This is a genomic window from Nonomuraea sp. NPDC003707, from assembly GCF_053587055.1.
On sequence record NZ_JBSFNK010000009.1, the window covers coordinates 222,384 to 246,209 of the forward strand.

Annotated in this window: 24 protein-coding genes and 1 riboswitch; of the genes, 19 read left to right on the forward strand and 5 right to left on the reverse strand. The window is 69.8% G+C overall.

Annotated elements, in window-relative coordinates; genetic code table 11:
• Positions 1-2 precede the first annotated feature (2 nt).
• Positions 3-494, reverse strand: coding sequence for an inorganic diphosphatase (locus tag ACWDRB_RS25060; protein WP_185069348.1), 492 nt, complete (start codon positions 492-494; stop codon positions 3-5).
• A gap of 161 nt (positions 495-655) precedes the next feature.
• Here ACWDRB_RS25060 and dacB point away from each other — a divergent pair, with 161 nt between their 5' ends.
• The 11 genes from dacB to ACWDRB_RS25115 all read left to right on the forward strand — a co-directional run bounded on the left by dacB (position 656) and on the right by ACWDRB_RS25115 (position 10,626).
• Positions 656-2,053: a D-alanyl-D-alanine carboxypeptidase/D-alanyl-D-alanine endopeptidase gene (gene dacB, locus ACWDRB_RS25065; protein WP_449897658.1), complete on the forward strand. Its 1,398-nt coding sequence runs from the start codon at positions 656-658 to the stop codon at positions 2,051-2,053.
• Between the two features lie 176 nt (positions 2,054-2,229).
• Positions 2,230-3,306, forward strand: a complete 1,077-nt coding sequence (locus ACWDRB_RS25070) for a zinc-dependent metalloprotease (protein ID WP_350723780.1) — start codon at positions 2,230-2,232, stop codon at positions 3,304-3,306.
• A 280-nt stretch (positions 3,307-3,586) separates the two neighbouring features.
• The gene (tilS, locus tag ACWDRB_RS25075) at positions 3,587-4,591 is read left to right on the forward strand and encodes a tRNA lysidine(34) synthetase TilS (RefSeq protein ID WP_449897315.1); all 1,005 of its coding nucleotides are present in this window, start codon (positions 3,587-3,589) and stop codon (positions 4,589-4,591) included.
• 10 nt (positions 4,592-4,601) lie between these two features.
• Complete coding sequence (gene hpt / locus ACWDRB_RS25080) at positions 4,602-5,153, forward strand: hypoxanthine phosphoribosyltransferase (protein ID WP_357738103.1); 552 nt, start codon at positions 4,602-4,604, stop codon at positions 5,151-5,153.
• A 238-nt stretch (positions 5,154-5,391) separates the two neighbouring features.
• Complete coding sequence (gene ftsH / locus ACWDRB_RS25085; RefSeq protein WP_350723774.1) at positions 5,392-7,386, forward strand: ATP-dependent zinc metalloprotease FtsH; 1,995 nt, start codon at positions 5,392-5,394, stop codon at positions 7,384-7,386.
• Positions 7,383-7,961: a GTP cyclohydrolase I FolE gene (gene folE / locus ACWDRB_RS25090; protein WP_192788835.1), complete on the forward strand. Its 579-nt coding sequence runs from the start codon at positions 7,383-7,385 to the stop codon at positions 7,959-7,961. Before ftsH ends, folE begins: the two co-directional genes overlap by 4 nt.
• A gap of 57 nt (positions 7,962-8,018) precedes the next feature.
• Positions 8,019-8,876, forward strand: coding sequence for a dihydropteroate synthase (gene folP, locus ACWDRB_RS25095; RefSeq protein ID WP_350723772.1), 858 nt, complete (start codon positions 8,019-8,021; stop codon positions 8,874-8,876).
• The gene (locus tag ACWDRB_RS25100) at positions 8,873-9,319 is read left to right on the forward strand and encodes a nuclear transport factor 2 family protein (protein ID WP_364245492.1); all 447 of its coding nucleotides are present in this window, start codon (positions 8,873-8,875) and stop codon (positions 9,317-9,319) included. The genes folP and ACWDRB_RS25100 overlap by 4 nt, the downstream gene beginning before the upstream one ends.
• Complete coding sequence (gene folB, locus ACWDRB_RS25105; protein WP_350723768.1) at positions 9,282-9,674, forward strand: dihydroneopterin aldolase; 393 nt, start codon at positions 9,282-9,284, stop codon at positions 9,672-9,674. The genes ACWDRB_RS25100 and folB overlap by 38 nt, the downstream gene beginning before the upstream one ends.
• The gene (gene folK / locus ACWDRB_RS25110; RefSeq protein ID WP_350723766.1) at positions 9,671-10,174 is read left to right on the forward strand and encodes a 2-amino-4-hydroxy-6-hydroxymethyldihydropteridine diphosphokinase; all 504 of its coding nucleotides are present in this window, start codon (positions 9,671-9,673) and stop codon (positions 10,172-10,174) included. The genes folB and folK overlap by 4 nt, the downstream gene beginning before the upstream one ends.
• A complete protein-coding gene (locus ACWDRB_RS25115; protein ID WP_350723765.1) occupies positions 10,171-10,626 on the forward strand; it encodes a DUF3180 domain-containing protein in 456 nt (151 codons plus the stop codon). The genes folK and ACWDRB_RS25115 overlap by 4 nt, the downstream gene beginning before the upstream one ends.
• Here ACWDRB_RS25115 and ACWDRB_RS25120 read toward each other — a convergent pair.
• Positions 10,623-11,690: an acyltransferase family protein gene (locus ACWDRB_RS25120; RefSeq protein WP_350723763.1), complete on the reverse strand. Its 1,068-nt coding sequence runs from the start codon at positions 11,688-11,690 to the stop codon at positions 10,623-10,625. The genes ACWDRB_RS25115 and ACWDRB_RS25120 overlap by 4 nt on opposite strands.
• Entirely contained in the window at positions 11,687-12,832 is a 1,146-nt protein-coding gene (locus ACWDRB_RS25125) for an NADH-quinone oxidoreductase subunit D (RefSeq protein ID WP_449897321.1), read from the reverse strand. The genes ACWDRB_RS25120 and ACWDRB_RS25125 overlap by 4 nt, the downstream gene beginning before the upstream one ends.
• A gap of 123 nt (positions 12,833-12,955) precedes the next feature.
• Between ACWDRB_RS25125 and ACWDRB_RS25130 the strand changes: the two genes are divergently transcribed.
• On the forward strand, positions 12,956-13,606 hold the full coding sequence (locus ACWDRB_RS25130; RefSeq protein WP_449897323.1) for a DoxX family protein: 651 nt from the start codon (positions 12,956-12,958) through the stop codon (positions 13,604-13,606).
• 44 nt (positions 13,607-13,650) lie between these two features.
• Here the strand turns inward: ACWDRB_RS25130 and ACWDRB_RS25135 are convergent, their stop codons facing one another.
• Complete coding sequence (locus tag ACWDRB_RS25135; protein WP_449897325.1) at positions 13,651-14,943, reverse strand: aminotransferase class V-fold PLP-dependent enzyme; 1,293 nt, start codon at positions 14,941-14,943, stop codon at positions 13,651-13,653.
• A gap of 45 nt (positions 14,944-14,988) precedes the next feature.
• Positions 14,989-15,104, reverse strand: a riboswitch (SAM riboswitch).
• Positions 15,105-15,216: 112 nt separating this feature from the next.
• Between ACWDRB_RS25135 and ACWDRB_RS25140 the strand changes: the two genes are divergently transcribed.
• Together ACWDRB_RS25140 and ACWDRB_RS25145 are read left to right on the forward strand one after the other, a co-directional pair.
• Positions 15,217-15,954 carry a TerC family protein gene (locus ACWDRB_RS25140; protein ID WP_449897327.1) on the forward strand — a complete coding sequence of 246 codons (738 nt, stop codon included), beginning with the start codon at positions 15,217-15,219 and terminating at the stop codon, positions 15,952-15,954.
• 9 nt (positions 15,955-15,963) lie between these two features.
• Complete coding sequence (locus ACWDRB_RS25145) at positions 15,964-17,157, forward strand: cytochrome P450 (protein WP_350723759.1); 1,194 nt, start codon at positions 15,964-15,966, stop codon at positions 17,155-17,157.
• Here the strand turns inward: ACWDRB_RS25145 and ACWDRB_RS25150 are convergent.
• Positions 17,141-18,103, reverse strand: coding sequence for an SAM-dependent methyltransferase (locus ACWDRB_RS25150; RefSeq protein ID WP_449897330.1), 963 nt, complete (start codon positions 18,101-18,103; stop codon positions 17,141-17,143). The two genes, ACWDRB_RS25145 and ACWDRB_RS25150, sit on opposite strands and share 17 nt — an antisense overlap.
• Positions 18,104-18,289: 186 nt before the next feature.
• On the opposite strand from ACWDRB_RS25150, the gene ACWDRB_RS25155 reads away from it, so the two are divergent.
• From ACWDRB_RS25155 to ACWDRB_RS25175, 5 genes are all read left to right on the forward strand, one after another.
• The gene (locus ACWDRB_RS25155; RefSeq protein ID WP_350723755.1) at positions 18,290-18,517 is read left to right on the forward strand and encodes a chaplin family protein; all 228 of its coding nucleotides are present in this window, start codon (positions 18,290-18,292) and stop codon (positions 18,515-18,517) included.
• Between the two features lie 443 nt (positions 18,518-18,960).
• Positions 18,961-19,851 (forward strand): Rossmann-like and DUF2520 domain-containing protein, encoded by an 891-nt coding sequence (locus ACWDRB_RS25160; RefSeq protein WP_350723753.1) that lies wholly within the window; start codon positions 18,961-18,963, stop codon positions 19,849-19,851.
• Between the two features lie 22 nt (positions 19,852-19,873).
• Positions 19,874-20,710 carry a pantoate--beta-alanine ligase gene (gene panC, locus ACWDRB_RS25165; RefSeq protein ID WP_449897333.1) on the forward strand — a complete coding sequence of 279 codons (837 nt, stop codon included), beginning with the start codon at positions 19,874-19,876 and terminating at the stop codon, positions 20,708-20,710.
• 19 nt (positions 20,711-20,729) lie between these two features.
• The gene (locus tag ACWDRB_RS25170; RefSeq protein ID WP_449897335.1) at positions 20,730-21,236 is read left to right on the forward strand and encodes a DUF6624 domain-containing protein; all 507 of its coding nucleotides are present in this window, start codon (positions 20,730-20,732) and stop codon (positions 21,234-21,236) included.
• Positions 21,237-21,299: 63 nt separating this feature from the next.
• The gene (locus tag ACWDRB_RS25175; protein ID WP_449897337.1) at positions 21,300-23,825 is read left to right on the forward strand and encodes an L-aspartate oxidase; all 2,526 of its coding nucleotides are present in this window, start codon (positions 21,300-21,302) and stop codon (positions 23,823-23,825) included.
• Position 23,826 lies beyond the last annotated feature (1 nt).

Sequence of the window (23,826 nt, forward strand, 5' to 3'; positions counted from 1 at the left end):
GGTCAGTGGTGACCCTCCTCCTTGGCCCGGCGGAAGGAACGCTCGATCTCGGCCTCGGCCTCGATGCGGCCGACCCAGTTGGCGCCCTCGACGGACTTGCCCGGCTCCAGGTCCTTGTAGACCTCGAAGAAGTGCTGGATCTCCAGGCGGTCGAACTCCGACACGTGATGGATGTCCTGGATGTGGTGCATCCGCGGGTCGGTCGAGGGGACGCAGAGAACCTTGTCGTCTCCGCCCTTCTCGTCCGTCATCCTGAACATGCCCACCGCCCGGCAGGTGATGTAGCACCCGGGGAAGGTCGGCTCCTGCAGCAGCACCAGCGCGTCCAGCGGGTCGCCGTCCTCGCCGAGGGTGTTCTCGATGAAGCCGTAGTCGGCGGGGTACTGCGTGGAGGTGAACAGGAGCCTGTCGAGCCTGATCTTCCCGGTCTCGTGGTCCACTTCGTACTTGTTCCGATTCCCCTTCGGAATCTCAACGACGACGTCGAACTCCACCGCGGTCCTTTCTCATGGGCCGATTCCGCTTCACCGGGCAGTGCCTGGTTCGGCTTCGTCTCCCGCACTCAAGCCCCCGGGGACCCCCGGTTGGGCGTTAATGTCTCGTAGGCGAACACAGGAGAGAGGCAGACGACGTGGCGCGGCACGACCGGTGGGTGATGTTGACCACTCTCGCCGTGCTGCAGGCCCTGACGATCGTCATCGGCGTTTACGCGATGACCACCGACTTCAGCCTGGGCGCGTTGACGAGGCAGTCTCCACCGACCAAGCCGACGGCGTCCCCGCCGGAAGGGTCTTCCTCCGTCCCCGTGGTCACCTCAGGGCCTGTGCTGGCCCAGCTTTCGGTGAAGTCAGGGGGCGGACCTCTCCCGACTAAGGGTACTTTGACGCGCCAGCTCACCAGTGCCCTGGGTGACGAAGCGCTCGGCTCTCATGTGGGCGCGGTGGTGCTTGACGCGGCCACCGGCGAACGGATTTTCGCCGCCAACGCCGACGTCCCCATCGTCCCGGCCTCGACCACGAAGATCGTCACGTGCTCCGCGGCCCTCGCATCCCTCGGCCCGGACACGCGTCTGTCCACCCGGGTCGTCCAGGGCGCGAAGCCGGGCACGGCCATCCTGGTCGGAGGCGGCGACCCGATGCTCGCCGGCCCGTCGGCGAAACCGACGTACCCGAAGCAGGCCAGCCTGGCCACCCTGGCGGCCCGCACGGCCGCCACCCTCAAGTCGCAAAACGTTCGAAAAATCACCCTTTCGTACGACACCTCGTTGTTCGTCGGTTCACCGATCGCGCCCGGCTGGAAGCCGAACTACGTCCCGGACGGCGAGGTCGCTCCCGTCTACGCCTTGACCATCGACGAAGGCCGTCAGAATCCCCGTTTCCATCAGCCCCGGGTCTCCAACCCGCCCCAGTACGCCGCCGCGGCCTTCGCCAAGTTGCTGGCCAAGCAGGGGATCACGGTCTCCAGGTCCGTGAAGCCCGACAAGGCTCCGGCGGGCGCCCCCGAGCTGGGGCGGGTGGACTCCGCCCCGATCTACTCCCTCGTCGAGCACACGCTCACCCGAAGTGACAACGACATGGCCGAGGCCCTGGCCAGGCACGTGGCCATCAAGGAAGGCCAGGAGGCGTCGTTCGAAGGGGGCAACAAGGCGGTTGTGGCGGTGCTCCAGCGGCTTGGGGCCGCGCAGGGGATCTCGCTCTCCGACGGCAGCGGCCTGTCCACCCGCAACCGCATCAGCCCCAGCGCCCTGGCCAAGCTGATCGCCATGGCCGGCTCCACGAGCCAGCCCAACCTGCACGCCGTCGCCTCCGGCATGCCGATCGCGGGCTTCTCCGGCACGCTGGGGAACGGCCGGCGGTTCACGGGCAGCGACAGCAGGGGGCAGGTGGGCCTCGTACGCGCCAAGACCGGCACGCTGAACAACGTCAACACGCTGGCGGGCATGGCGACCACGAAGGACGGGCGGCTGGTGACCTTCGCGTTCATGGCGGACCGCGTCCCGGTCACGGCCGAACCCGTACTCGACCGCCTCGCCGCCACCGTGGCAAGGTCCTGATCGGCGCTCCTTCAGGAGGGCGCTCCTTCGCGTGCTCATGGCGATCCTTCGGCTCGCGGCTCAGTCGCTGGGGTCCGGTGTCTTCCCTCGTCGCTCGGTCGCTTCGTTCCCTCCCCCTCAGTCCAGACACCGGCGCTCCTTCGCAGGTTGGGCATCGAGCACGTACGGTGGACGGTATGCAGGTGATCGACTGGGATCTGGCTGTCTCGACCGGCACGCGCCTGGTGCGCCCCGGTCCTCAAGTGAGCCGGGAGGAGGCCAGGCAGGCCGTCACCGAGCTCCGTACCCTGTCGCGTGAGGCCGAGGGCCACGTGCGCGAGTTCACCAAGATCCACGCGGAGGCCGCGCCGCAGGCCGCGACCGTCGTCGACCGGCCCGGCTGGATCAAGGCGAACGTCGAGGGCTTCCGCGTGGTGCTCGAGCCGTTGACGGAGCGCATGGGCAGCGGCGACAACCAGCCGCCCGCCATCGTCACCGCCGTGGGCTCCCGCATCACGGGCGTCGAGGTCGGGGCCGTCCTGGCCTTCCTCGCCTCGCGGGTCCTCGGGCAGTACGAGCTGTTCCTCCCGCCCGACCCCACGGGCCAGGAGCCCGCGGGCCGGCTGACGCTCGTCGCCCCCAACATCGTCCACGCCGAGCGCGAGATGGGCGTCGACCCGCACGACTTCCGTCTGTGGGTGTGCCTGCACGAGGAGACGCACCGGGTGCAGTTCACGGGTGTGCCGTGGCTGCGCGAATACGTCCGGTCGCAGATGACCGAGTTCCTGCTCGCCTCCGACCTCGACCTGCCCACGCTGCTCGAACGCCTCCGCAGCGCCGCCGACACGGTGGCCGACGTGGTGCGCGGCGGGGAGGGCAACCTCATCGACGCCATCCAGTCGCCGGGGCAGAAGGAGATCCTCGACCGCCTGACGGCCGTGATGACCCTGGTGGAGGGGCACGGCGACTACGTCATGGACGCGGTGGGCCCGTCCGTGGTGCCCTCGGTGGGCGACATCCGCGCCAAGTTCGCCCAGCGCCGGGAGGGCGGCTCCCGCCTCGACCGTACGGTGCGGCGGCTGCTGGGGATCGACCTCAAGATGAAGCAGTACGCGGAGGGGTCGGCGTTCGTGCGGAAGGTGGTGGACCGGGTGGGGATGGATGGCTTCAACAAGATCTGGACCTCTCCCGAGACGCTTCCGACGACGTCGGAGATCTCCGACCCGGACGCCTGGATCAGCCGAGTCATCGGCACCCCGGCCCTCCCGGCCTAACCTTCCCGGCCCGCCCCGGCCCCTTTCGCCAGCGACCGCCCAGCGGGCTGCGAAGGCGGCCGGCGGTGGGCGGGTGGCGCAAGCGCCTCATGATGCAGGTGCGTGAGGCCGACGTTCCGTCTTCTTGGAGTGCCGCGCCGATAGGGCGCGGTGCGGGGGAGTTCGGCGCCCCGCGCCGGTGAGCGGCATGGCGCAGGTGGCGGGCGTCTGTGGGCGGCGCTGGCGGCGGGCGGTTGGCGGCGGGCGCGGGTGGTGTTGGGGTGGGTGGCGGGGGGTGAGAATGGCACCCGTGGGTCCACATCCAGCCGTAGCCGACGTGCGCCGGGCAGTGCGTGAGGCGCTGGCCGACGTCGAGAAAGGCGCGCTCGTGCTGGCCGCCTGCAGCGGCGGGGCCGACTCCCTGGCGCTGGCGGCGGCGCTGGCGTTCGTGGCGCCCAGGGCGGGCCTCAGGGCAGGGCTGCTCACCGTGGATCACCAGCTCCAGCCCGGCTCGGCCGAGCGGGCCCGGACGGTCGCGGACATCGGGGCCCGCCGGCTCGATCTGAGCCCGGCCGAGGTTCTCACCGTCACGGTCGGCACCGAGGGCGGCCCCGAGGCGGCGGCGCGGGACGCGAGGTACGCCGCGCTGGCCCAGGCGGCGGACCGGCTTCAGGCGGAGGCGGTCCTGCTCGGGCACACCCGCGACGATCAGGCGGAGACGGTGCTCCTGGGCCTGGCCAGGGGGAGCGGCGTCAGGTCCCTGTCCGGGATGGCGGCACGCAGCGGGCGCTACCGCAGGCCGTTCCTGAACATCCCCAGGGCCACCACCGTCAGGGCCTGCGAGGCCATGGGGCTCGACCCCTGGGACGACCCCCACAACGAGGACCCCCGCTACACGAGGGTCCGCGTGCGAAGGAGGGTCCTGCCCGTCCTCGAGGCGGAATTGGGCCCCGGGGTGGCCGAGGCGCTCGCGAGGACCGCGGGGATGGCGCGGGAGGACGCCGACGCCCTCGATCAATGGGCCGAATCGGCGTACCAAAATTGCGCTCTTAGCGATATTCCGGGATCGGTGACACTGGCCTTGCCAGAGCTGGAGAAGCTCCCCGACGCCGTTAGGCGGCGGGTGCTGCGGCGGGCGGCTATCGCGGCGGGAACCCCGTCAGGGGCCCTCTCGGCCACGCACGTGCTGGCCGTGGACCGGCTGGTCACGAGCTGGCGCGGGCAGAAGGCCGTGGACCTGCCCGGGGGTCTGTCCGCTGTCCGGCGGTATGGCACCCTGATACTCGCCATCAGTCCCATCGCATAAGGAACCACAGGTGGACGCTGCCGACATGGGCCATGACCTGGAAAATGTCCTCATTCCCGAGGACGAGCTCCAGGCCAAGATCAAAGAGCTTGCCGGGCGGATCGACGAGGACTACGCGGGTAAAGACTTGCTTCTCGTGGGCGTGCTGAAGGGCGCCGTCATGGTGATGGCCGACCTGGCCAGATCCCTGCACGTGCCCGTGCAAATGGACTGGATGGCGGTGTCGTCGTACGGCGCGGGCACGAAGTCATCCGGCGTCGTACGCGTGCTGAAAGACCTCGACACCGACATCTTGGGCCGCGACGTGCTGATAGTCGAGGACATCATCGACTCCGGCCTGACCCTGCACTGGCTGTTGGAAAACCTGAAGTCGCGTAATCCCGCCTCACTTGAGATCTGCACCGCGCTGCGGAAACCCGACGCGGTGAAGGTGCCGATCGATGTGAAATACGTGGGGTTCGACATTCCCAACGAGTTCGTCATCGGTTACGGCCTCGACTACGCCGAGCGATACCGGAATCTGCCGTTCATCGGCACACTGGCCCCACACGTTTACAAGTAGCAATCTGGACCTCGGCCGGGAACACCGCGCACCGTGACGTACGTTGATAGGGCAAGACCGGTGTAGCGGGCGGGTCCCCCCGTGCGCTCTGCCGGTGTACCTTCAGACTCCTGGAGGGTGACCGCGTGTCCCCCTCGGGTAGTCAGAAGTCGCGGTGCCGGATGCCGCGGCCCCGGGCCAGCCCGGGGTTCCAGGCCATGGTCAGGAAGGGACGGGCCCGCAAGGGGTTCCGCATCGGATGGATCTCAAGCGATTTACACGTGGGCCACTGCTGTGGATCCTGGGCATCGTCGTGCTGCTCCTACTCGTCACTCAGCTTTGGAGTGGCGGCGGTAATTACAAGCAGGCAGACACGTCCCTGGTTCTCCAGCAGATTCGCGCCGGAAACGTCAGCAACGCCAAGATTGTCGACAAGGACAACCGGATCGAGGTGACGCTGACCAACCCCATCACGGTCAAGGCCGGCGATGCCCCGACGAAGCTGATCCAGTCCAACTGGGTCACCGGTTACGGCAGCAAGCTGACCGACGAACTCCAGGCTCAGTACGAGGCCGGCAAGACCAAGAGCTTCACCACCGAGGTGCCTCAGGAGAACTTCCTGGTCAGCATCCTGGTGAGCTTCCTGCCGATCGTCTTCATCGTGCTGATCTTCCTGTTCATCATGAACCAGATGCAGGGCGGCGGCTCCCGGGTGATGAACTTCGGCAAGTCGAAGGCCAAGCTCATCACCAAAGACACCCCCAAGACGACTTTCGCCGACGTCGCAGGCGCCGACGAGGCCATCGAGGAGCTCCAGGAGATCAAGGAGTTCCTGCAGGCCCCGGCCAAGTTCCAGGCGATCGGCGCCAAGATCCCCAAGGGCGTGCTGCTGTACGGCCCGCCCGGCACCGGTAAGACCCTGCTGGCCCGTGCCGTGGCCGGCGAGGCCGGCGTGCCGTTCTACTCGATCTCCGGTTCCGACTTCGTCGAGATGTTCGTCGGTGTCGGCGCCTCGCGGGTGCGCGACCTGTTCGAGCAGGCGAAGGCCAACGCCCCGGCGATCATCTTCATCGACGAGATCGACGCCGTCGGCCGCCACCGCGGCGCCGGCCTGGGCGGCGGTCACGACGAGCGCGAGCAGACGCTCAACCAGCTGCTCGTCGAGATGGACGGCTTCGACGTCAAGGGCGGCGTGATCCTCATCGCCGCGACCAACCGGCCCGACATCCTCGACCCGGCGCTGCTGCGCCCGGGCCGTTTCGACCGGCAGGTCACCGTCGACCGCCCCGACCTCGAGGGCCGCAAGGGCATCCTCAAGGTCCACGGCCGCGGCAAGCCGTTCGCCCCCAACGTCGACCTCGACGTCATCGCGCGCCGCACCCCCGGGTTCACCGGCGCCGACCTGGCCAACGTGATCAACGAGGCCGCCCTGCTCACCGCGCGGGCCGACCAGAAGCTGATCACGATGGACGTTCTCGAGGAGTCGATCGACCGCGTCATGGCAGGGCCCGAGCGCAAGTCGCGGGTCATGTCCGACAAGGAAAAGAAGATGATCGCCTACCACGAGGGCGGTCACGCGCTGGTGGCGCACGCGCTGCCCAACTCCGACCCGGTCCACAAGATCACGATCCTGTCCCGCGGCCGCGCCCTCGGTTACACGATGACGCTGCCGATGGAGGACAAGTTCCTGGCCACCAGGTCGGAGATGATGGACCAGCTCGCGATGCTGCTCGGCGGCCGCGCGGCGGAGGAGCTCGTCTTCCACGAGCCCACCACCGGCGCCTCCAACGACATCGAGAAGGCCACGGCGGTCGCCCGCCGCATGGTGACCGAGTACGGCATGAGCGAGCAGCTCGGCGCCCGTAAGTTCGGCACCGGCCAGGCCGAGGTGTTCCTGGGCCGCGAGATGGGCCACGAGCGCGACTACTCCGAGAAGATCGCCTCCACGATCGACGAGGAGGTCCGCCGGATGATCGAGACGGCGCACGACCAGGCGTGGGACATCCTGGTCGAATACCGCGACGTGCTCGACAACCTGGTGCTCGAGCTCATGGAGAAGGAGACGCTCTCCCGCGAGCAGGTGCTGGAGATCTTCGCCTCGGTCGTGGTCAGGGCACACCGCCCGTCCTACGCGGGCTACGGCAAGCGGCTCCCCTCCGACCGTCCGCCGATCCTGACCCCCAAGGAGCAGTCGGCCAACGGCTCGCTCACCGCGGGCCACCAGGACGCCCTCCCGTCCGGGGACAGTGTGTGACTCAGTACGACGTTGACCTGGGCCGGATCGAGAAGGCCGTACGCGAGATCCTCTACGCCATCGGCGAGGATCCCGACCGCGACGGCCTCCTCGACACGCCGGCCCGGGTCGCCCGCGCCATGGCCGAGCAGTATTCGGGGCTCGGCCAGAAGCCCGAAGACGTCCTGACCAAGGTCTTCGACGTCGATCACGACGAGATGGTGCTCGTCCGGGACATCGAGGTCTACTCGACCTGCGAGCACCACCTGGTCCCGTTCCACGGTGTGGCCCACGTGGGCTACATCCCCAACGACCGCGGCCAGGTGACGGGCCTGTCGAAGCTGGCCCGGCTGGTCGACGTGTTCGCCCGCCGCCCCCAGGTCCAGGAGCGCATGACGTCCCAGATCGCCGACGCTCTCATGCGGGTTCTGGAGCCGCGCGGAGTCATCGTGGTGGTCGAGGCCGAGCATCTGTGCATGACGATGCGCGGCGTACGCAAACCGGGCGCCAAGACCGTCACCTCGGCGGTTCGCGGCGATTTCCGCACGAGCGACAAGACCCGATCTGAGGCGATGGCGCTGATCCTGGGTCGTTGATGACCGAACGGGGACCCACGATGTCAACATGTGTGGGGGAGCGCCTAGGCTTGGCCCATGACTAGCGTGCCCATCAGCGTGCCGGGAGGTGCGGATCGGTGCCTCGTCATGGGTGTGGTCAATGTGACCCCAGATTCGTTCTCCGACGGCGGCCTGTGGTTCGACGAGGCGGCCGCCATCCAGCATGGCCTTGAGCTGGTTCAGGAGGGGGCCGACCTGGTCGACGTGGGCGGCGAGTCCACCCGTCCGGGCGCGGCCAGGGTGTCCCTGGAGGAGGAGCTGGCCAGGGTCGTCCCCGTGATCAGGGCACTCCACGCCGAGGGAGTGGCGGTCAGCGTCGACACGATGCGGGCCGAGGTGGCCAAGGCCGCGGTCGAGGCGGGGGCGCGGCTGGTCAACGACGTGAGCGGTGGTCTCGCCGACCCGGAGATGCCGCGCGTGGTGGCCGCGACCGGCGTCCCGTACGTCGTGATGCACTGGCGCGGCCACAGTCATGACATGGACAACCGCGCGGTCTACGCCGACGTGGTCACCGAGGTCCGCGAGGAGCTCGGCAAGCGGGTCGACCTGGTCCTGGCCGAAGGCGTCACGGAGCAGCAGATCGTGCTCGACCCCGGCCTGGGCTTCGCCAAGAACGCCGAGCACAACTGGGCACTGCTGGCCGGGATCCCCCAGCTGGCCGAGCTCGGCTACCCATTGCTCATCGGAGCGTCGCGCAAGCGCTTCCTCGGGCGCCTGCTGGCAGGTCCTGACGGCACACCCCGGCCGTTCAGCCGCAGCGACGCCGCGACGCTGGCCGTGACCGCACTGGCCGCCCAGGCGGGCGCCTGGTGCGTACGCGTCCACGAGGTGGGTCCCAACGCCGATGCCGTACGCGTGGCAGCCGCATGGAAGAGAGCCGGAGCCAACACATGAGCGTCGACACCGTCGCGATCGAGACGATCAACCAGGAGTTCTACGCCGCGATCGAGAACGCGGATCTCGACAAGATGACCGAGATCTGGGCCGAGGACACCGCCGACGACCAGGTGAGCTGCGTGCACCCGGGCTGGACCCTGCTCAGCGGCCGGTCCGAGGTGCTGCGGTCGTGGGCCCTGATCATGGCCAACACCACCTACATCCAGTTCGTGCTGACCGACGTCGACACGACCGTGCTGGGCGATGTGGCCGTGCTCACCTGCGTCGAGAACATCCTCACCGCCGGCGAGGAGGGTGAGTCCAGCTTCGCCGCGGGCAAGGTGGTGGCCAGCAACGTCTACATCCGCACCTCGCAGGGCTGGCGGCTGTGGATGCACCACGGTTCGCCGGTGCTCCAGGGAGATGACGACGAGGAGGAGGAAGGCGAGCTTGAGCCCTGATCGCATCGCTCTCAAGGGCCTGCGGGCCAGGGGGAGGCACGGCGTGCTCCCTGCCGAGCGGGAGCTCGGGCAGGAGTTCGTCGTGGACGCGACGTTGTTCCTCGACACCGCGCCGGCCGCGGCCGGCGACGACCTCACCAAGACCGTCCATTACGGAGAGCTGGCCGAGGCGCTGGTCAAGGTCGTGGAGGGCGAGCCGGTCGCGTTGATAGAGACGCTCGCGCAGCGGCTGGCCGACGTGTGCCTGGCCAGTGAGCTGGTGCGTAGGGTCGAGGTGAGCGTGCACAAACCGGCGGCGCCCATCCCGCTGCCGTTCGACGACGTGGTCGTGACCATTGAGCGGAGCCGCGTATGAAAGTCGTCCTCGCTCTCGGCAGCAATCTGGGGCCCCGGTTCCAGACGTTGCAAGGCGCCGTGGACACCCTGTTCGACGCCCCCGGGCTGGAGTTTGTCCAGGCGTCGCCGGTCTACGAGACCGACCCTGTGGGCGGTCCGCCGGGACAGAAGCCGTATCTCAACGCGATCGTGATCGCGGAGACCACCCTGCAGCCGCGCACGCTCCTGGAGCGGGCACAGAGCGTGGAGAACGCCTTCGGGCGGGTGCGCGCCGAGCGCTGGGGTCCACGCACGCTCGACGTCGACCTGATCGTGGTGGGCGACACGATCTGCGACGAGCCGGAGCTGACGCTGCCGCATCCGCTCGCTCACGAGCGCGCGTTCGTGCTCGTGCCGTGGGCGAAGGCCGACCCCGACGCGGTGGTGCCCGGGCGCGGCCGGGTGGCGGAGCTGCTGGCGGGCATCGACCAGCAGGGGGTACGCCTGCGTGACGACCTGAAGCTGCAGAGGCCCGATTGAAGCCCACTCATCCGGGCCGCCTGGTCGGCATCATCGCTGTTGTCGCGCTGATCGCGTGGGCGGCGGTCAGGCCCTTCTATTCAGACCTGCCCCTGATGCCGTGGACGGCGATCCCGACCGTGCTGCTGCTGGCCATCGGCGAGGGTTACAGCGCCTGGGTGACCAAGGCCAGGATCGCCAGGAAGCCGGGCACCAAGCCGGTGGAGCCGCTGTCGGTGGCCCGGCTGGCCGCGCTGGCCAAGGCGTCGGCGTACGCGGGGGCGGTGTTCGGCGGGTTGTTCGCCGGGTTCGGGCTCTACACGGTGCAGATCCTGGACCGGGAGACGCCGCGGGCGGAGTTCTTCGTCGCGGCGGGGTCGTTCGTGGCCTGCGTGGCGCTGATCTGCGCCGCCCTCTACCTGGAGCACGCCTGCCGGATCCCCAAGGACCAGGACGAGCACAAACCGGACTAAGACGAGCGCCTGCCGAAAAGATAGATGACCGGGGCGGTGCAGATCAGCGGGCCGAGGATGGCGATCGGGCGCTCCAGCCACCATTTCAGGTCCGGCGGGATCTCGGTGCCCAGGCTGCCGAAGAGCCACCACGACAGGCCCAGCGCGATGGCCATCCCGGTCGTGTGGAAGAGGAAGAGCGGCAGCGAGTATCGGTTGATGAACTCGTTCACCCGGCGCCAGCCCGGACGCTCCAGCACCCGCTCCATCGACGGCCGCAGCACCTCCACCAGCCCGACCTGGAACAGCAGCAGGGCGACGATCACGAACGTGGGCGGCGCCATGTTCGACCATTTGTCGCCCGGCACGCCCACCATCGAACCCGGGTAGATGCCCGAGTAGACCAGGCCGAACAGGGCGAACAGCCCCGTCCAGAGCACCGCGACGTCATAGCGCCTGGGCAGGATGACGATCCGGTCGTAGAAGAACCCGGCCTGGTGGGCGAGCCCCCAGACGATGATCATGTTGAGCCAGCCGACCCAGTCGACCCCGTACCGGAAGCGCACCACGTCCACCACCAGCGACGCGCCGCCGAGCCAGATCAGCGTCAGCACGTCGTAGCGGCGGTGCAGCCAGAGCGCCACGGGCAGCAGCGCGATCAGGACGAGGTAGACGCCCAGGAACCACAGCGGGCTGAGCACCAGCAGCACCACCCGCCACATCCAGTCGACCTGGAACGTGTACGTCACGACCGCCCCGATGGCGATCCACACCCCGGACAGGAACAGGGCGGGTAAGGCCAGCGCGCGGATGCGCCGCCAGACGAACGAGCCGATGCCGACGCCGCGTTCCTTGGCCCGCTCCCAGGACAGCAGGTGCACGTGGCCGCCGACGTAGAAGAACAGCGGCAGCACCTGCAGCAGCCAGGTCAGGATCCACAGCCCCGAGGTGAAGCCCAGGGGGCTGGTGGGCTCGGGGCCGCTCGGCTTCCACTCCAGGATGGTGAACGCCCAGTGCCAGACCACCACGACGCAGAGGCTCAGGGCGCGGAGCCAGTCGACGTACTTGTCGCGCTCGACTTTCACTTGTCGATGTCACCCACGACGAAGAACATCGAGCCGAGGATGGCCACCATGTCGGCGACCAGGTGGCCGGGCAGCATCTCCCGCAGCACCTGGACGTTGCTGTACGAGGCCGAGCGCAGCTTGAGCCGCCACGGGGTCTTGTCTCCCTTGGAGACCAGGTAGTAGCCGTTGATGCCGAGAGGGTTCTCGGTCCACGCGTACGTGTGGCCCTCCGGCACCTTGAGCACCTTCGGCAGGCGCTGGTTGATCGGCCCGGGAGGCAGCGAGCGCAGCCGCGAGACGCAGGCGTCGGCCAGGTCGAGCGAGACCTTGAGCTGGGCGAAGAGCACCTCGAACCGGGAGTGGCAGTCGCCGGCCTGCCGCGTGACGACCTGCACGGGCAGCTCGGGGTAGGCGAGGTACGGGTCGTCGCGGCGCAGGTCGAAGTCCACGCCGGAGGCTCTGGCGATGGGGCCGCTGACGCCGTACTGGGTGATCTGCTCGCGGGAGAGCACGCCGACGCCCCTGGTGCGGGCGATGAAGATCTCGTTGTGCAGGATGAGGTTCTCGATGTCGGGCACGCGGCGGCGGGTCTCCGCGACGGCCTCCGACACCCGGTCGAGCCAGCCGAGCGGCAGGTCCTCCTTGAGGCCCCCGACCCGGTTGAACATGTAGTGCATGCGGCCGCCGGAGATCTCCTCCATGACCGCCTGGATGCGCTCGCGCTCGTTGAACGAGTAGAACAGCGGCGTGATCGCGCCGAGCTCCAGCGGATAGGAGCCGAGGAACATCAGGTGGTTGAGCACCCGGTTGAGCTCGGCCAGCAGCGTGCGCGCCCACACGGCCCGGACCGGGGGCTCCATGCCGAGCAGGCGTTCGGCGGCCAGCACCACGCCCAGTTCGTTCGCGAACCCCGACAGCCAGTCGTGCCTGTTGGCCAGCATGATGATCTGACGGTAGTCGCGGACCTCGAACAGCTTCTCCGCGCCCCGGTGCATGTAGCCGATGATCGGCTCGGCGGCGGTGATGCGTTCGCCGTCGAGCGTCAGCCTGAGCCGGAGCACCCCGTGGGTCGACGGGTGCTGCGGGCCGATGTTGAGGATCATGTCCTCGGTGGCCAGCTCTTTCGCACCCGCGCCGATCCCGACCACACGTTCCGTCATATGGCAATGCTGCCACCGCGCCGGTTGCTGGGCCAGGGCGGGGCCGGGTCAAGGAATGGTACGGAAACGCATCCCTAACTCGGACACGGGGAGGAATACAAGGAACCGGGGGGAGATAACACCATGAAGAGAGTTGTGTTTGATGTCGCGGCGTTGATCGCACGGGTGGTGACCGGCGTGATCTTCTTGGTCCACGGCGCGCAGAAGTGGGAGGGCGGTCTTGCGGCCACGGGGCAGGCGTTCAAGGGGATGGGGATCCCGATGCCGGAGCTCGCCGCCATGTTCGCGATCGTCGTCGAGATGGCGGGCGGTATTTTCCTGATCCTGGGCCTGCTGGTGCGCCTGGTGGGGCTGCTGTTGCTGGTCAACATGCTGGGCGCCATCACGTACGTGCACGCGGGGCACGGGGTGCTGTCCAGCGCCGGCGGCTGGGAGCTGCCCGGCGCGCTCGGGGCACTGGCCCTGTTGTTCCTGGCGCTGGGGGGCGGCCGGATCGGGATCGACGGGATCTTCGCCGCGATGTTCCGCCGGCGCTCGGAACGCCGGGCCGCCGAGGAGGAAAGCGCCGCGCGGCCACAGCGTCCGGAGCCGTCGAACGTCACGACCAGGCCCGCCGGCCTCACGACGCCCGCCGAGGCGCCTCGGGTGCCCAGGCAGCCGACCGAGCACCGGGCCGGCGGGGTCAACGACGACGACATGAGGGACATCGACGCCCTGGTCTCCGACGAGCCGCCGCCGCACCGCAAGCCGCCGAACCGCTCCGACGCCGTCTAGCGGCTCACTCAGCAGTCGGCTCAGCGGCCGACCCGACGGCCGACTCAGCGATTCACGAGGTCCCGCACGGCCTCGACCAGCCGGTCCACGTGCTCCTGCGTGGAGCCGATGCCGATGGAGGCCCGCACCGCGGAGGCGGTGCCGTCCTCACATCCGCCGTCGGCCTCACCCAACAGGTGCCGGACGAACGGGTGCGCGCAGAACTTGCCGTCGCGCACCCCGATGCCGTACTCGCCGGACAGCAACTCGGCCACCTCGCGGGCCGAGTAGCCGGCCACGGTGAACGACACGATGCCGACGCGCGGGTGGTCGTCCCCCCACAGCGACAGCTCCCGTACGCCCTCGATCGAGGCCAGCCCCGACCGCAGGCGCGCGATCAGCCGCTCCTCCTCCCGCACCAGCGCGGTCCAGCCGGTGGCCGTCAGCGCGTCGCAGGCGGCGGCCAGGGCGATGGCGCCCAGCACGTTCGGGGTGCCCGCCTCGTGGCGCGGCTCCGGGTCGTCGTGCCACTCGGTGTCGTCGCCCACGGAGCGCACCGCGCCGCCGCCCTTGAGGTACGGCTCGCCGTCCGCGAGCCAGTCCCGCCGCCCGATCAGCACCCCGGCGCCGAACGGCGCGTACAGCTTGTGCCCGGAGAAGGCCACGTAGTCCAGGTCGAGCGCGGTCAGGTTGAGCCGCCGGTGCGGTACGAGCTGGGCGGCGTCCACCAGGATGCGGGCGCCGTGCCGGTGCGCGACGTGGGCCAGGGCGGCGATGGGCCACAGCTCGCCGGTGACGTTGGAGGCGGCGGTGACCACGAGCAGCTTGGGGCCGTCGATGCCGGCCAGGGCCGCGTCGGCGGCGCGGACCGCCTCGCCGGGAAAGGCGGGCGGCGCCAGCCGTACGGACTTCTCCCAGGGGAGGAGAGAGGCGTGGTGCTCGGTGTCGAAGACCACGGTGGTGGTGCCGGCGGGCAGGCAGCGGGCCAGGAGGTTCGTGGCGTCGGTGGTGTTGCGGGTGAAGATCACGGCGTCGTCCGGGCGGGCCCCGACGAACGCCCGGACCGTGTGGCGGGCCTGCTCATAGCGGGCGGTGGTGAGCTGCGAGGCGTAGCCCGCGCCCCGGTGGACGCTGGAGTAGGCCGGGAGCGCGGCGGTGACGGCGGCGCTGACCGGCTCGAGACAGGGGGCGCTGGCGGCGTAGTCGAGGTTGGCGTAGCCGACGAGCCGGCCGCCCTTGACCGGCACCTCGAGGTCGGCCCCGAGCACGGCGGGGATCGGCCTGCCCGTGGCGACCGGAACGGCCTCGGCCTCGGCGGCGCGAGCGGGGACGGAGCTGAAGATCGTCAACGTGGACACGGCACATCTCCATGAGGGTCATCGGACCCCTGGAAGCAGCCACGGAGCCCGCGCTTGCCCGCCACACTTCGTGACGGACCAGGTCTTCACCCGGGGCACCCCGCCGCGGACGCGAGGGTTGCCGGCCAGCTAGCCGGGGCTTGTCGCTGGCACTCATGACCTACGGCGGAGACTATAACCCAATCCCCTCCATCGATCGCAAGTCGGTGAACTTATTCGGCGGCTGACTCGTTGCTACCGGAAATCCCGCTCATGTGTCATGGAGGTGCGTAAATGTTGGACTGGGTAACCGACCCGCAGATCTGGATCGGTTTCTTCACCCTGGTCGCCCTGGAGATCGTGCTGGGGATCGACAACATCATCTTCATCTCCATCCTGGCCGGGAAACTACCTCCCGAACAACGGGACAGAGCCCGGGTGCTGGGTCTGGGCGCGGCGCTGATCACCCGGTTGCTCCTGCTGCTTGCCCTGTCGTGGGTGGTGCAGCTCACCGAGCCGCTGTTCGCCGTCTTCGGTCACGAAATATCGGGACGCGACCTGATCCTGCTGCTCGGCGGACTGTTCCTGCTGGGCAAGAGCGTCACCGAGATCGGCCACAGCATGGACGGCCCCGTGGGCAAGGACGGCAAGAAGGCCGCGGCCGCCTCCTTCGCCTCGGTGATCATCCAGATCATGGTGCTGGACATCGTGTTCTCGCTCGACTCCGTCATCACCGCCGTCGGCATGGTCGACACGCTCGGCGTGATGATCGCGGCGGTCGTGGTGGCGGTGCTGGTGATGCTGTTCGCCTCGGGGCCGATCAGCAGGTTCGTGGACCGGCACCCGAGCATCAAGATGCTGGCGCTGTCGTTCCTCGTGCTGATCGGCGTGGTGCTCATCGCCGAGGGCTTCGGCCAGCACATCCCCAAGGGCTACATCTACTTCGCGATGGCGTTCTCGCTCGTCGTCGAGCTGCTGAACATCCGCATGCGGAGCAAGCGGACGGCGCCACAGGAGGACCCCACTCCTTAAGATGAAATAGTGCGATTTGACCCTTGGGATCCGGATTTCGTGGCGCACCCGTACCGGGTGTACGACGAGCTGAGGCGCGAGGCGCCGGTCAGCTACTTCGAGCCGACGAACCAGTGGCTGATCTCACGTCATGCCGACGTGAACGCCCTGCTCAGGGACCGCCGCCTGGGGCGGTCCCACCTCCACGTAGCCACCAACGAGGAGTTCGGGAGGCCGGCGGAGCCGGAGTTCCAGGAGCCGTTCTGGCGGGTGATCAGGGCGGGCATGCTCGACGTGGAGCCGCCGGTGCACACCAGGCTGCGCCGGCTGGTCTCCAAGGCGTTCACGCCGCGCATGGTCGAGTCGCTGCGTCCCCGGGTGCGCGCCATCGCCGCGGGCCTGGTGGACGCGTTCGTGGAGAAGGGCGGCGGCGACCTGCTCGCCGAGGTAGCCGAGCCGCTCCCGGTGACGGTGATCGCGGAGATGCTCGGCATCCCCCACGCCGACCGCCACCTGCTGCGCCCCTGGTCGGCGGAGATCTGCGGCATGTACGAGCTGAACCCGAGCCTTGAGGCCCAGCACACGGCGGTACGGGCGGCGTCGGAGTTCGCCGACTACCTCAAGACCCTGGCCGCGGAGCGCCGCCGGGCTCCCGGCGACGACCTGATCAGTGCCCTGGCGCAGATCGACGAGCTGACCGAGGACGAGCTGGTCGGCACGTGCGTGCTGCTGCTCAACGCCGGTCACGAGGCCACCGTGAACGTGACGGGCAACGGCTGGTGGTCCCTGTTCCGCAACCCCTCCGAACTGGCCCGGCTGCGCGAGGACCGCTCGCTGCTGCCCACGGCCGTCGAGGAGGTGATGCGCTGGGACACGCCGCTGCAGATGTTCGAACGCTGGGTGCTGGAGGACATCGAGGTGCACGGGGTGGAGATCCCGCGCGGGTCGGAGGTGGCGCTGCTGTTCGGCTCCGCCAACCGCGACCCGGCGGTCTTCGAGGACCCGGACCGGCTCGACGTGGGGCGGGCCGACAATCCGCACATCTCGTTCGGGGCCGGGATCCACTTCTGCCTGGGCGCGCCGCTGGCCCGCATCGAGCTCATCGAGTCGTACGGCGCTCTCCTGGACCGGGCGGCCAAGCTCGAACTGCGGGAGGAGCCGAGCTGGAAGCCCGGCTACATCATCAGGGGGCTGCGGTCGCTGGAGGTCACCGCCGCTGGCTGAGCCAGCCGAACCCGCCGAGCCCCGCCGGGTCGATCAGCTCACCCTCCTCCGACGCCCTGGCCAGCGCCCGGATGTAGGTGCGCGGCTCGGTGCGGGCCAGGTCGATCGGGGGCCTGGTGCCGGTGATCCCCAAAGCCCTCAGCGCGTCGCGCTGTGTGGACAAGGCTGTGGATATCGCGCCGGCCTGGCGCCCGGCCTCGGCGCACGCGTCAAGCGCGACATGAGCCGTGATATCGCAGGTCCCATCGGGGATCGGGGCAACGACCGCGCCGTCGCGGTAACCGGTCAACGTGCCACAGAGCGGCCGGTTATCCACAGGGTGTGCATAATCCACGGCAATCGCTCGGCCCCTTGTGAGGCGTCCCAGGACGGAGGCCCACGCCTCGTCGCGGGGGCGGCCGATCTCCGCGCGCGAGCCCACCCGGGTCAGCGGCCACCACCGGTCGAGCCAGGCGCAGTCGTCCGGTCGCGGCGGCCCGCCGAGGCGCTCCTCGCCCGTGTGGACGTTCACCATGATGAGGCGTGGCCCGGCGGAGGTCTGTTCCACCACGTCGAGCGGCACGTTGTCGAGCCACTCGTTGGCGATGGCCAGGCCCGTGATGCCGGTGGGCACGCTCCGCCGCCAGGCGATCCGCTCGGGCAGGCCGTCCGGCCTGGGGGAGAGGTCGACGGCGGTGACGCGGAGCCGGTCGCGCAGCGCGGGCTCGGCGGCCTCCAGCACCTGGGCGACCAGCGTGCCCTCGCCCGCGCCGATGTCGACCAGGTCGAGCACGTCAGGACTGCCGAGCTCGGCGTCCACCTCCGACAGCAACGCCAGCACCGCGTCGGCGAACGCCGGGGAGGCGCTGACCGAGGTCCGGAAGTGGCCTGAAGGGCGTTCGCGAAGGTAGAAGCCCTCCTCGCCGTACAGCGCGCGCTCCATTGCGGCGCGCCAGGTGAGCCACATGTCAGGACTATCTCATGACTTTCGGGTGACACGCATCGCCATCGTTTGGCTACTCATTGTCGCCGACTTGCGGTACGTTTACCTAATGTCATCGAGCGTGCGCGTTGCGTCACCCCTATTTGGCGTGACCGACCGCTCCCGAGCAAGCACCAGCGGCCCCAGGCCGCGAAACCGAGAGGAGCCCTCGTGCTGAAGAAGGTCATGGTCGTCACAGGAGCCGTCGCCATGCTGTCGCTCGCGGCCCCGGCGCACGCCGACACGACCAGCGGCAACGGCAGTGTGCTCGGCGGCAACCAGCTGCACCTTCCGATCGCGATCCCGATCAACATCTGTGGCAACGCCGTGGCCGTCATCGGCGCCGCGTTCGCCGGCTGCCAGGGCGGCGCCACCGCCTACGTGCCGAGCCACCACTGAAAGAAGAGAGAGCCCGGGCCGGCACTCGTCCGGCCCGGGCTCCGACTCCGGCTGGTCGGTCGGCGAGCGGCCGGCCGGTCGCACCTCCAAGAGGTCACATCCTGCGGGCGTCGGGTCCTGGATGAGGGGACTCGGCGCCCGCTGCCATGCGATGAAACCCCTCTCCTCATCTCTTCCGACAGGGGGTGCACGTTTTGTATGCCCTTGTCGCTTTTGTCGTTAACTCAACGGGCGGCAAAACCGCGGTCATGTAGGAGCCCTCGGGCGAGTCGCGAGACGCGCCCGACAGTCCGCAGCCCTTGAGAGGCCGTTACGCTGGTCGGCAGTGCCACAACAGAAGCCTGCTCGTCGGACCGGAGTCCAGCTCGCCGTGCCTGGTTGAGGCCAGGGCGGCAGTCCGCCCGGCAGGCTTCTCATCAGCAGGTCGACAGGGGTGTGACGTCATGGACGCAGGGGATCGCCCGGCACGGCTGACTGTCGGCGTACTCGGGGCGGGCAAGGTCGGCTCGGCCCTCGGTGCCGCACTGGCTCAGGCGGGCCACCGGATCGCGGCCGCGAGCGGCGTTTCGGACAATTCACAGCGATGGGCGGCCGACCGGCTCGGCGTCAAGCCGTCCAGGCCCGACGAGGTGGTCGCGCAGGCCCAGCTCATCCTGCTCACCGTGCCCGACGACGCGCTGCCCGACCTCGTCAACGGGCTGGCCACGACGGGTGCCGACCTCCACGGCAAGCTGCTGGTGCACACCAGCGGGGCGTACGGGCTGTCCGTGCTGGAGCCGGCGGCCAAGGCCGGCGCGCTGCCGCTCGCGCTGCACCCGGTGATGACCTTCACGGGCAGGGACGACGACCTCAACAAGCTCACCGGCATCTCGTACGGCGTGACCGCCCCCGACGTGCTGCGGCCGATCGCCGAGGCCCTGGTGATCGAGATGGGCGGCGAGCCGGTCTGGATCGCCGACGCCGACCGCGCGCTCTACCACGCGGCGCTGGCCGGGGCCGCCAACCACATGGTCACCCTCATCGCCGAGTCGCAGGAGCTGCTGGGGCGCATCGGCGTCGAGCACCCGGGGCGGATGCTGGGCCCGCTGCTCGGGGCCGCGCTCGACAACGTGCTGCGGCTGGGCATCACGGGGCTGACCGGCCCGGTCGTCCGCGGCGACGCCGGCACCGTGCGCAGGCATGTGGACGCGCTGATCCTGGCGGCGCCCGAGGCGGCGGACGCCTACATCGCGCTGGCCCGCCTCACGGCCGACCGCGCGCTGGCCGCGGGGCTGCTCAAACCGGAGGAGGCGGAGCGGCTCCTCGACGCGCTGGGGGGCAATATATGGACCTGACGGTGCGATTAAGGGGCGTTTTATGGAGCTGATCGTTGCCAGGGGCAGGGAAGACCTGGTCAAGGCACGCCGGGGTGGTGAGGTGGCTCTGGTGCCCACCATGGGTGCGCTGCACGAGGGGCACAGGTCGCTGATCAGGCAGGCCCGCGTCCGCGCCGATCAGGTCGTGGTCAGCGTCTTCGTCAACCCCCTGCAATTCGGCCCAAGCGAGGATTTTTCACGCTATCCCCGTACATTCGACGCCGACCTGGACGTGTGCCGGGCCGAGGGCGTGGACGTCGTCTTCCATCCGGACGCCGCGGAGATGTACGCGTCCGACCGCCAGGTGAGCGTCTCGGCGGGCCACATGGGCTCGATCGTCGAGGGCGCCTTCCGGCCCGGCCACTTCGACGGCGTGCTGACGGTCGTGCTCAAGCTGTTCAACCTGGTCCAGCCCGACCTGGCGGTCTTCGGGCAGAAGGACGCCCAGCAGCTCGCCCTCATCCGCCGCATGGTCGCCGACCTCGACCTGCCCATCGAGATCCTGGGGGCGCCGACCGTACGCGAGCCCGACGGCCTGGCCCTGTCGAGCCGCAACCGCTACCTGTCCGACGACGACCGCCAGGTGGCGCTGGCGCTCTCCCGCGCGCTGCGGGCGGGCGCGGCCGAGCTCACCCCGGCCCGGGTCCGTACGGTGGCCCAGGAGGTGCTCGACGCGGCCGGGCCCCGGCTCACGACCGACTATCTGGCGCTGGTCGATCCGGCGACGTTCGCCGAGGTGGACGAGTCGTACGCGGGGATGGCCGTGCTCGCGGTCGCCGCCACGGTGGGCACCACCCGGTTGATCGACAACGTCACCCTCACCTTGAATCCCGCCTGAGGCGGTTTACCGTCGGGTCATGACCGACGAGGAGCTGCGGGACGAGTTGCTCCGGCGCATGGAGATTGACCAGGCGATGCGCGACCCGGCCAAGGGTTTTCCCGACGACCGGCAGCTGGCGCGGCTGCAGAAGCTCGACGGGGGAAACACCGCCTGGCTCTACTCTGTGGTCGCCACCCGCGGCTGGCCGCTGGTCTCGCAGGTCGGGCACCGGGCCGCGCGGGCGGCCTGGCTGCTGGCCCAGCACGCCACCTCCCGCCGGGCGCAGCGGGTCTTCCACGAGGCGATGGCCGACGCGGTCGAGCGCGAGGAGGCCTCGCCGCGCGACTTCGCGTACCTGGAGGATCGGGTACGCGTCCGCTCGGGCCGTCCCCAGCTCTACGGGACGCAGTTCCACGACGGCGTCGGCGGCCTGGAGCCCATGCCGATCGAGGACCCCGGCCTGCTCGACGAGCGTCGCGCGGCCGTGGGGCTGGAGCCGTTCGCCGAGTATGAGGCGTTCATCCGGAAAACAGAGGGCCGCTGACATCTCACTCCGCACGAGGCGTTATCGTCATATTGACGAAATCCCTCAGTGAGGAGACCCCTGATGAGTGCACCGGCGATTCCCCTGCGGCTGACCGCGCCCGCGGCCGGTTGGACCGTCGAGGCGGACGTGGTCGTCATCGGCTCCGGCGTCGCGGGCCTGACCGTGGCGCTGCGCCACGCGGAGCTGGAGCCGTCCGCCAAGGTGCTGGTCGTCACCAAGGACGTGCTGTCGGCGGGCTCCACCCGGTGGGCCCAGGGCGGCATCGCGGCCGTGCTCGACCCCCGCGACACCCCTGACGAGCACCTGAACGACACGTTGATCGCCGGCGTCGGGCTGTGCGACGTGCGGGCGGTGCGCACGCTCGTCACGGAGGGGCCCGGCGCGCTGCGGCGGCTCATCGGCCGCGGCGCCCGTTTCGACCGCACCCCCGACGGGGAGCTCCAGCTCACCAGGGAAGGTGGGCACAGGCGCGACCGGATCGTGCACGCGGGCGGCGACGCCACGGGCGCCGAGGTGCAGCGGGCGCTCGTCGAGGCCGTGCGCGCCGCGGAGATCGAGGTGATCGAGCACGCGCTGGTGCTCGACCTGCTCAAGGACGCGCGGGGCCGGGCCAGGGGAGTGACGCTGCACGTCATGGGCGAGGGTGCCCGTGACGGGGTGGGTGCGGTGCGCGCCAGGGCGGTGGTGCTGGCCACCGGCGGCATGGGCCAGGTCTACTCGGCCACCACCAACCCCGCCGTCTCCACCGGCGACGGGGTCGCGCTCGCGTTGCGGGCCGGGGCCGTGGTGCGCGACATCGAGTTCGTCCAGTTCCACCCGACCGTGCTGTGGCTCGGCGAGGGCTCGACGGGCCAGCAGCCGCTGATCTCGGAGGCGGTCAGGGGCGAGGGCGCGTACCTGGTCGACCACGAGGGTGTCAGGTTCATGCAGGGCGCGCACGAGCTGGCCGACCTGGCGCCGCGCGACATCGTGGCCAAGGCGATCATGCGCAGGATACGCGAGACGGGCCGCGACCACATGTACCTCGACGGCCGCCACTTCGGCCGCGAGAAGTGGGAGACCCGCTTCCCCACGATCTACGCCGTCTGCCGCGAGCACGGCATCGACCCGGCCACCGAGCCGATCCCCGTGGCCCCGGCCGCCCATTACGCGAGCGGCGGCGTCATGACGGACCTGCGCGGCCGTACCTCGATCGAGGGCCTGTACGCGTGCGGCGAGGTGGCCTGCACCGGCGTGCACGGCGCCAACCGGCTGGCCTCCAACTCCCTGCTCGAAGGGCTCGTCTTCGCCGAGCGCATCGCCGAGGACATCCAGGCGGTACGCCCCGCGCCGGGCGAGCCGGTCGAGAGCGGCGCCGCCTCCGGCCTGGTGGACCCGAGGGTCAGGCCCAGGATCCAGGCGCACATGAGCACCGGGGCGAGCGTGCTGCGCAGCCGCGAGTCGCTGCTGGCCACGGCCAGGGCCCTGCGCGACGCCCGCTGGACGCCGGTCGAGGTGCCCGCCTGCACCGAGTCCTGGGAGGCCACCAACCTGCTCACCGTCGCCACCGTGCTCACCGGCGCGGCGGCGGCCAGGCTCGAGACCCGCGGCTCGCACTGGCGCGAGGACTACGGCACCCGTGACGACAACGAATGGCTGGGCCACCTGGACGTGACCCTGACCGAGGAGGGCCCCCGCATGACGTACACGCCCCACGGCGACGCGATTCCGCCGCGCCTGGCGCAGGAGCTGACCGCCGCCGGGCTGGACCCGGCCGAGGTGGACGCGCTGATCGACCGGGCGCTGGCCGAGGACCTGCAGGAGGCCGGCGACGTGACGAGCCTGGCCACGATCCCGGCCGAGCAGCGCTCGGTGGCCGACGTGGTGGCCCGCAAGGACGGCGTCGTGGCCGGGCTGGCGGTCGCGGAGGCGGTGTTCGTCCGGCTGGGCGCCGCCCGTACCGAGAGAAGGGCCAAGGACGGCGAGCGGGTGCGGGCCGGAGACGTGCTGATGACGGTCGAGGGGCCGGTACGGGCCCTGCTGACGGCCGAGCGCACCGCGCTCAACCTGCTCACGCACCTGTCCGGGGTGGCCACGCTGACCGGCAGGTGGGTGGAGGCGATCAGCGGCACGGCGGCGCGCGTGCGGGACAGCCGCAAGACGCTGCCGGGGCTGCGGGCGCTGGAGAAGTACGCGGTGCGCTGCGGCGGCGGCGTGAACCACCGGATGTCGCTGTCGGACGCGGCGCTGATCAAGGACAACCACGTCGTGGCGGCCGGTGGGGTGGCCGAGGCGTTCAGGGCGGTCAGGGAGCGCTACCCCGACCTGCCGATCGAGGTGGAGATCGACCGGCTCGATCAACTGGAGGCCGTATTGGACGAGGGAGCCGAGGAGATCCTGCTGGACAACTTCACGATCGAGGACACGGACCGCGCCGTACATGTCGTGAAAAATCGGGCAGGGAACAGGGTTGCGCTCGAAGCCAGCGGGGGATTGACCTTGGAATCGGCTCGTCGCGTGGCCGAAACTGGCGTTGACTATCTGGCGGTGGGAGCGCTGACGCACTCTGCGCCGGCTCTGGACATCGCATTGGATCTGCGGGGGTAAT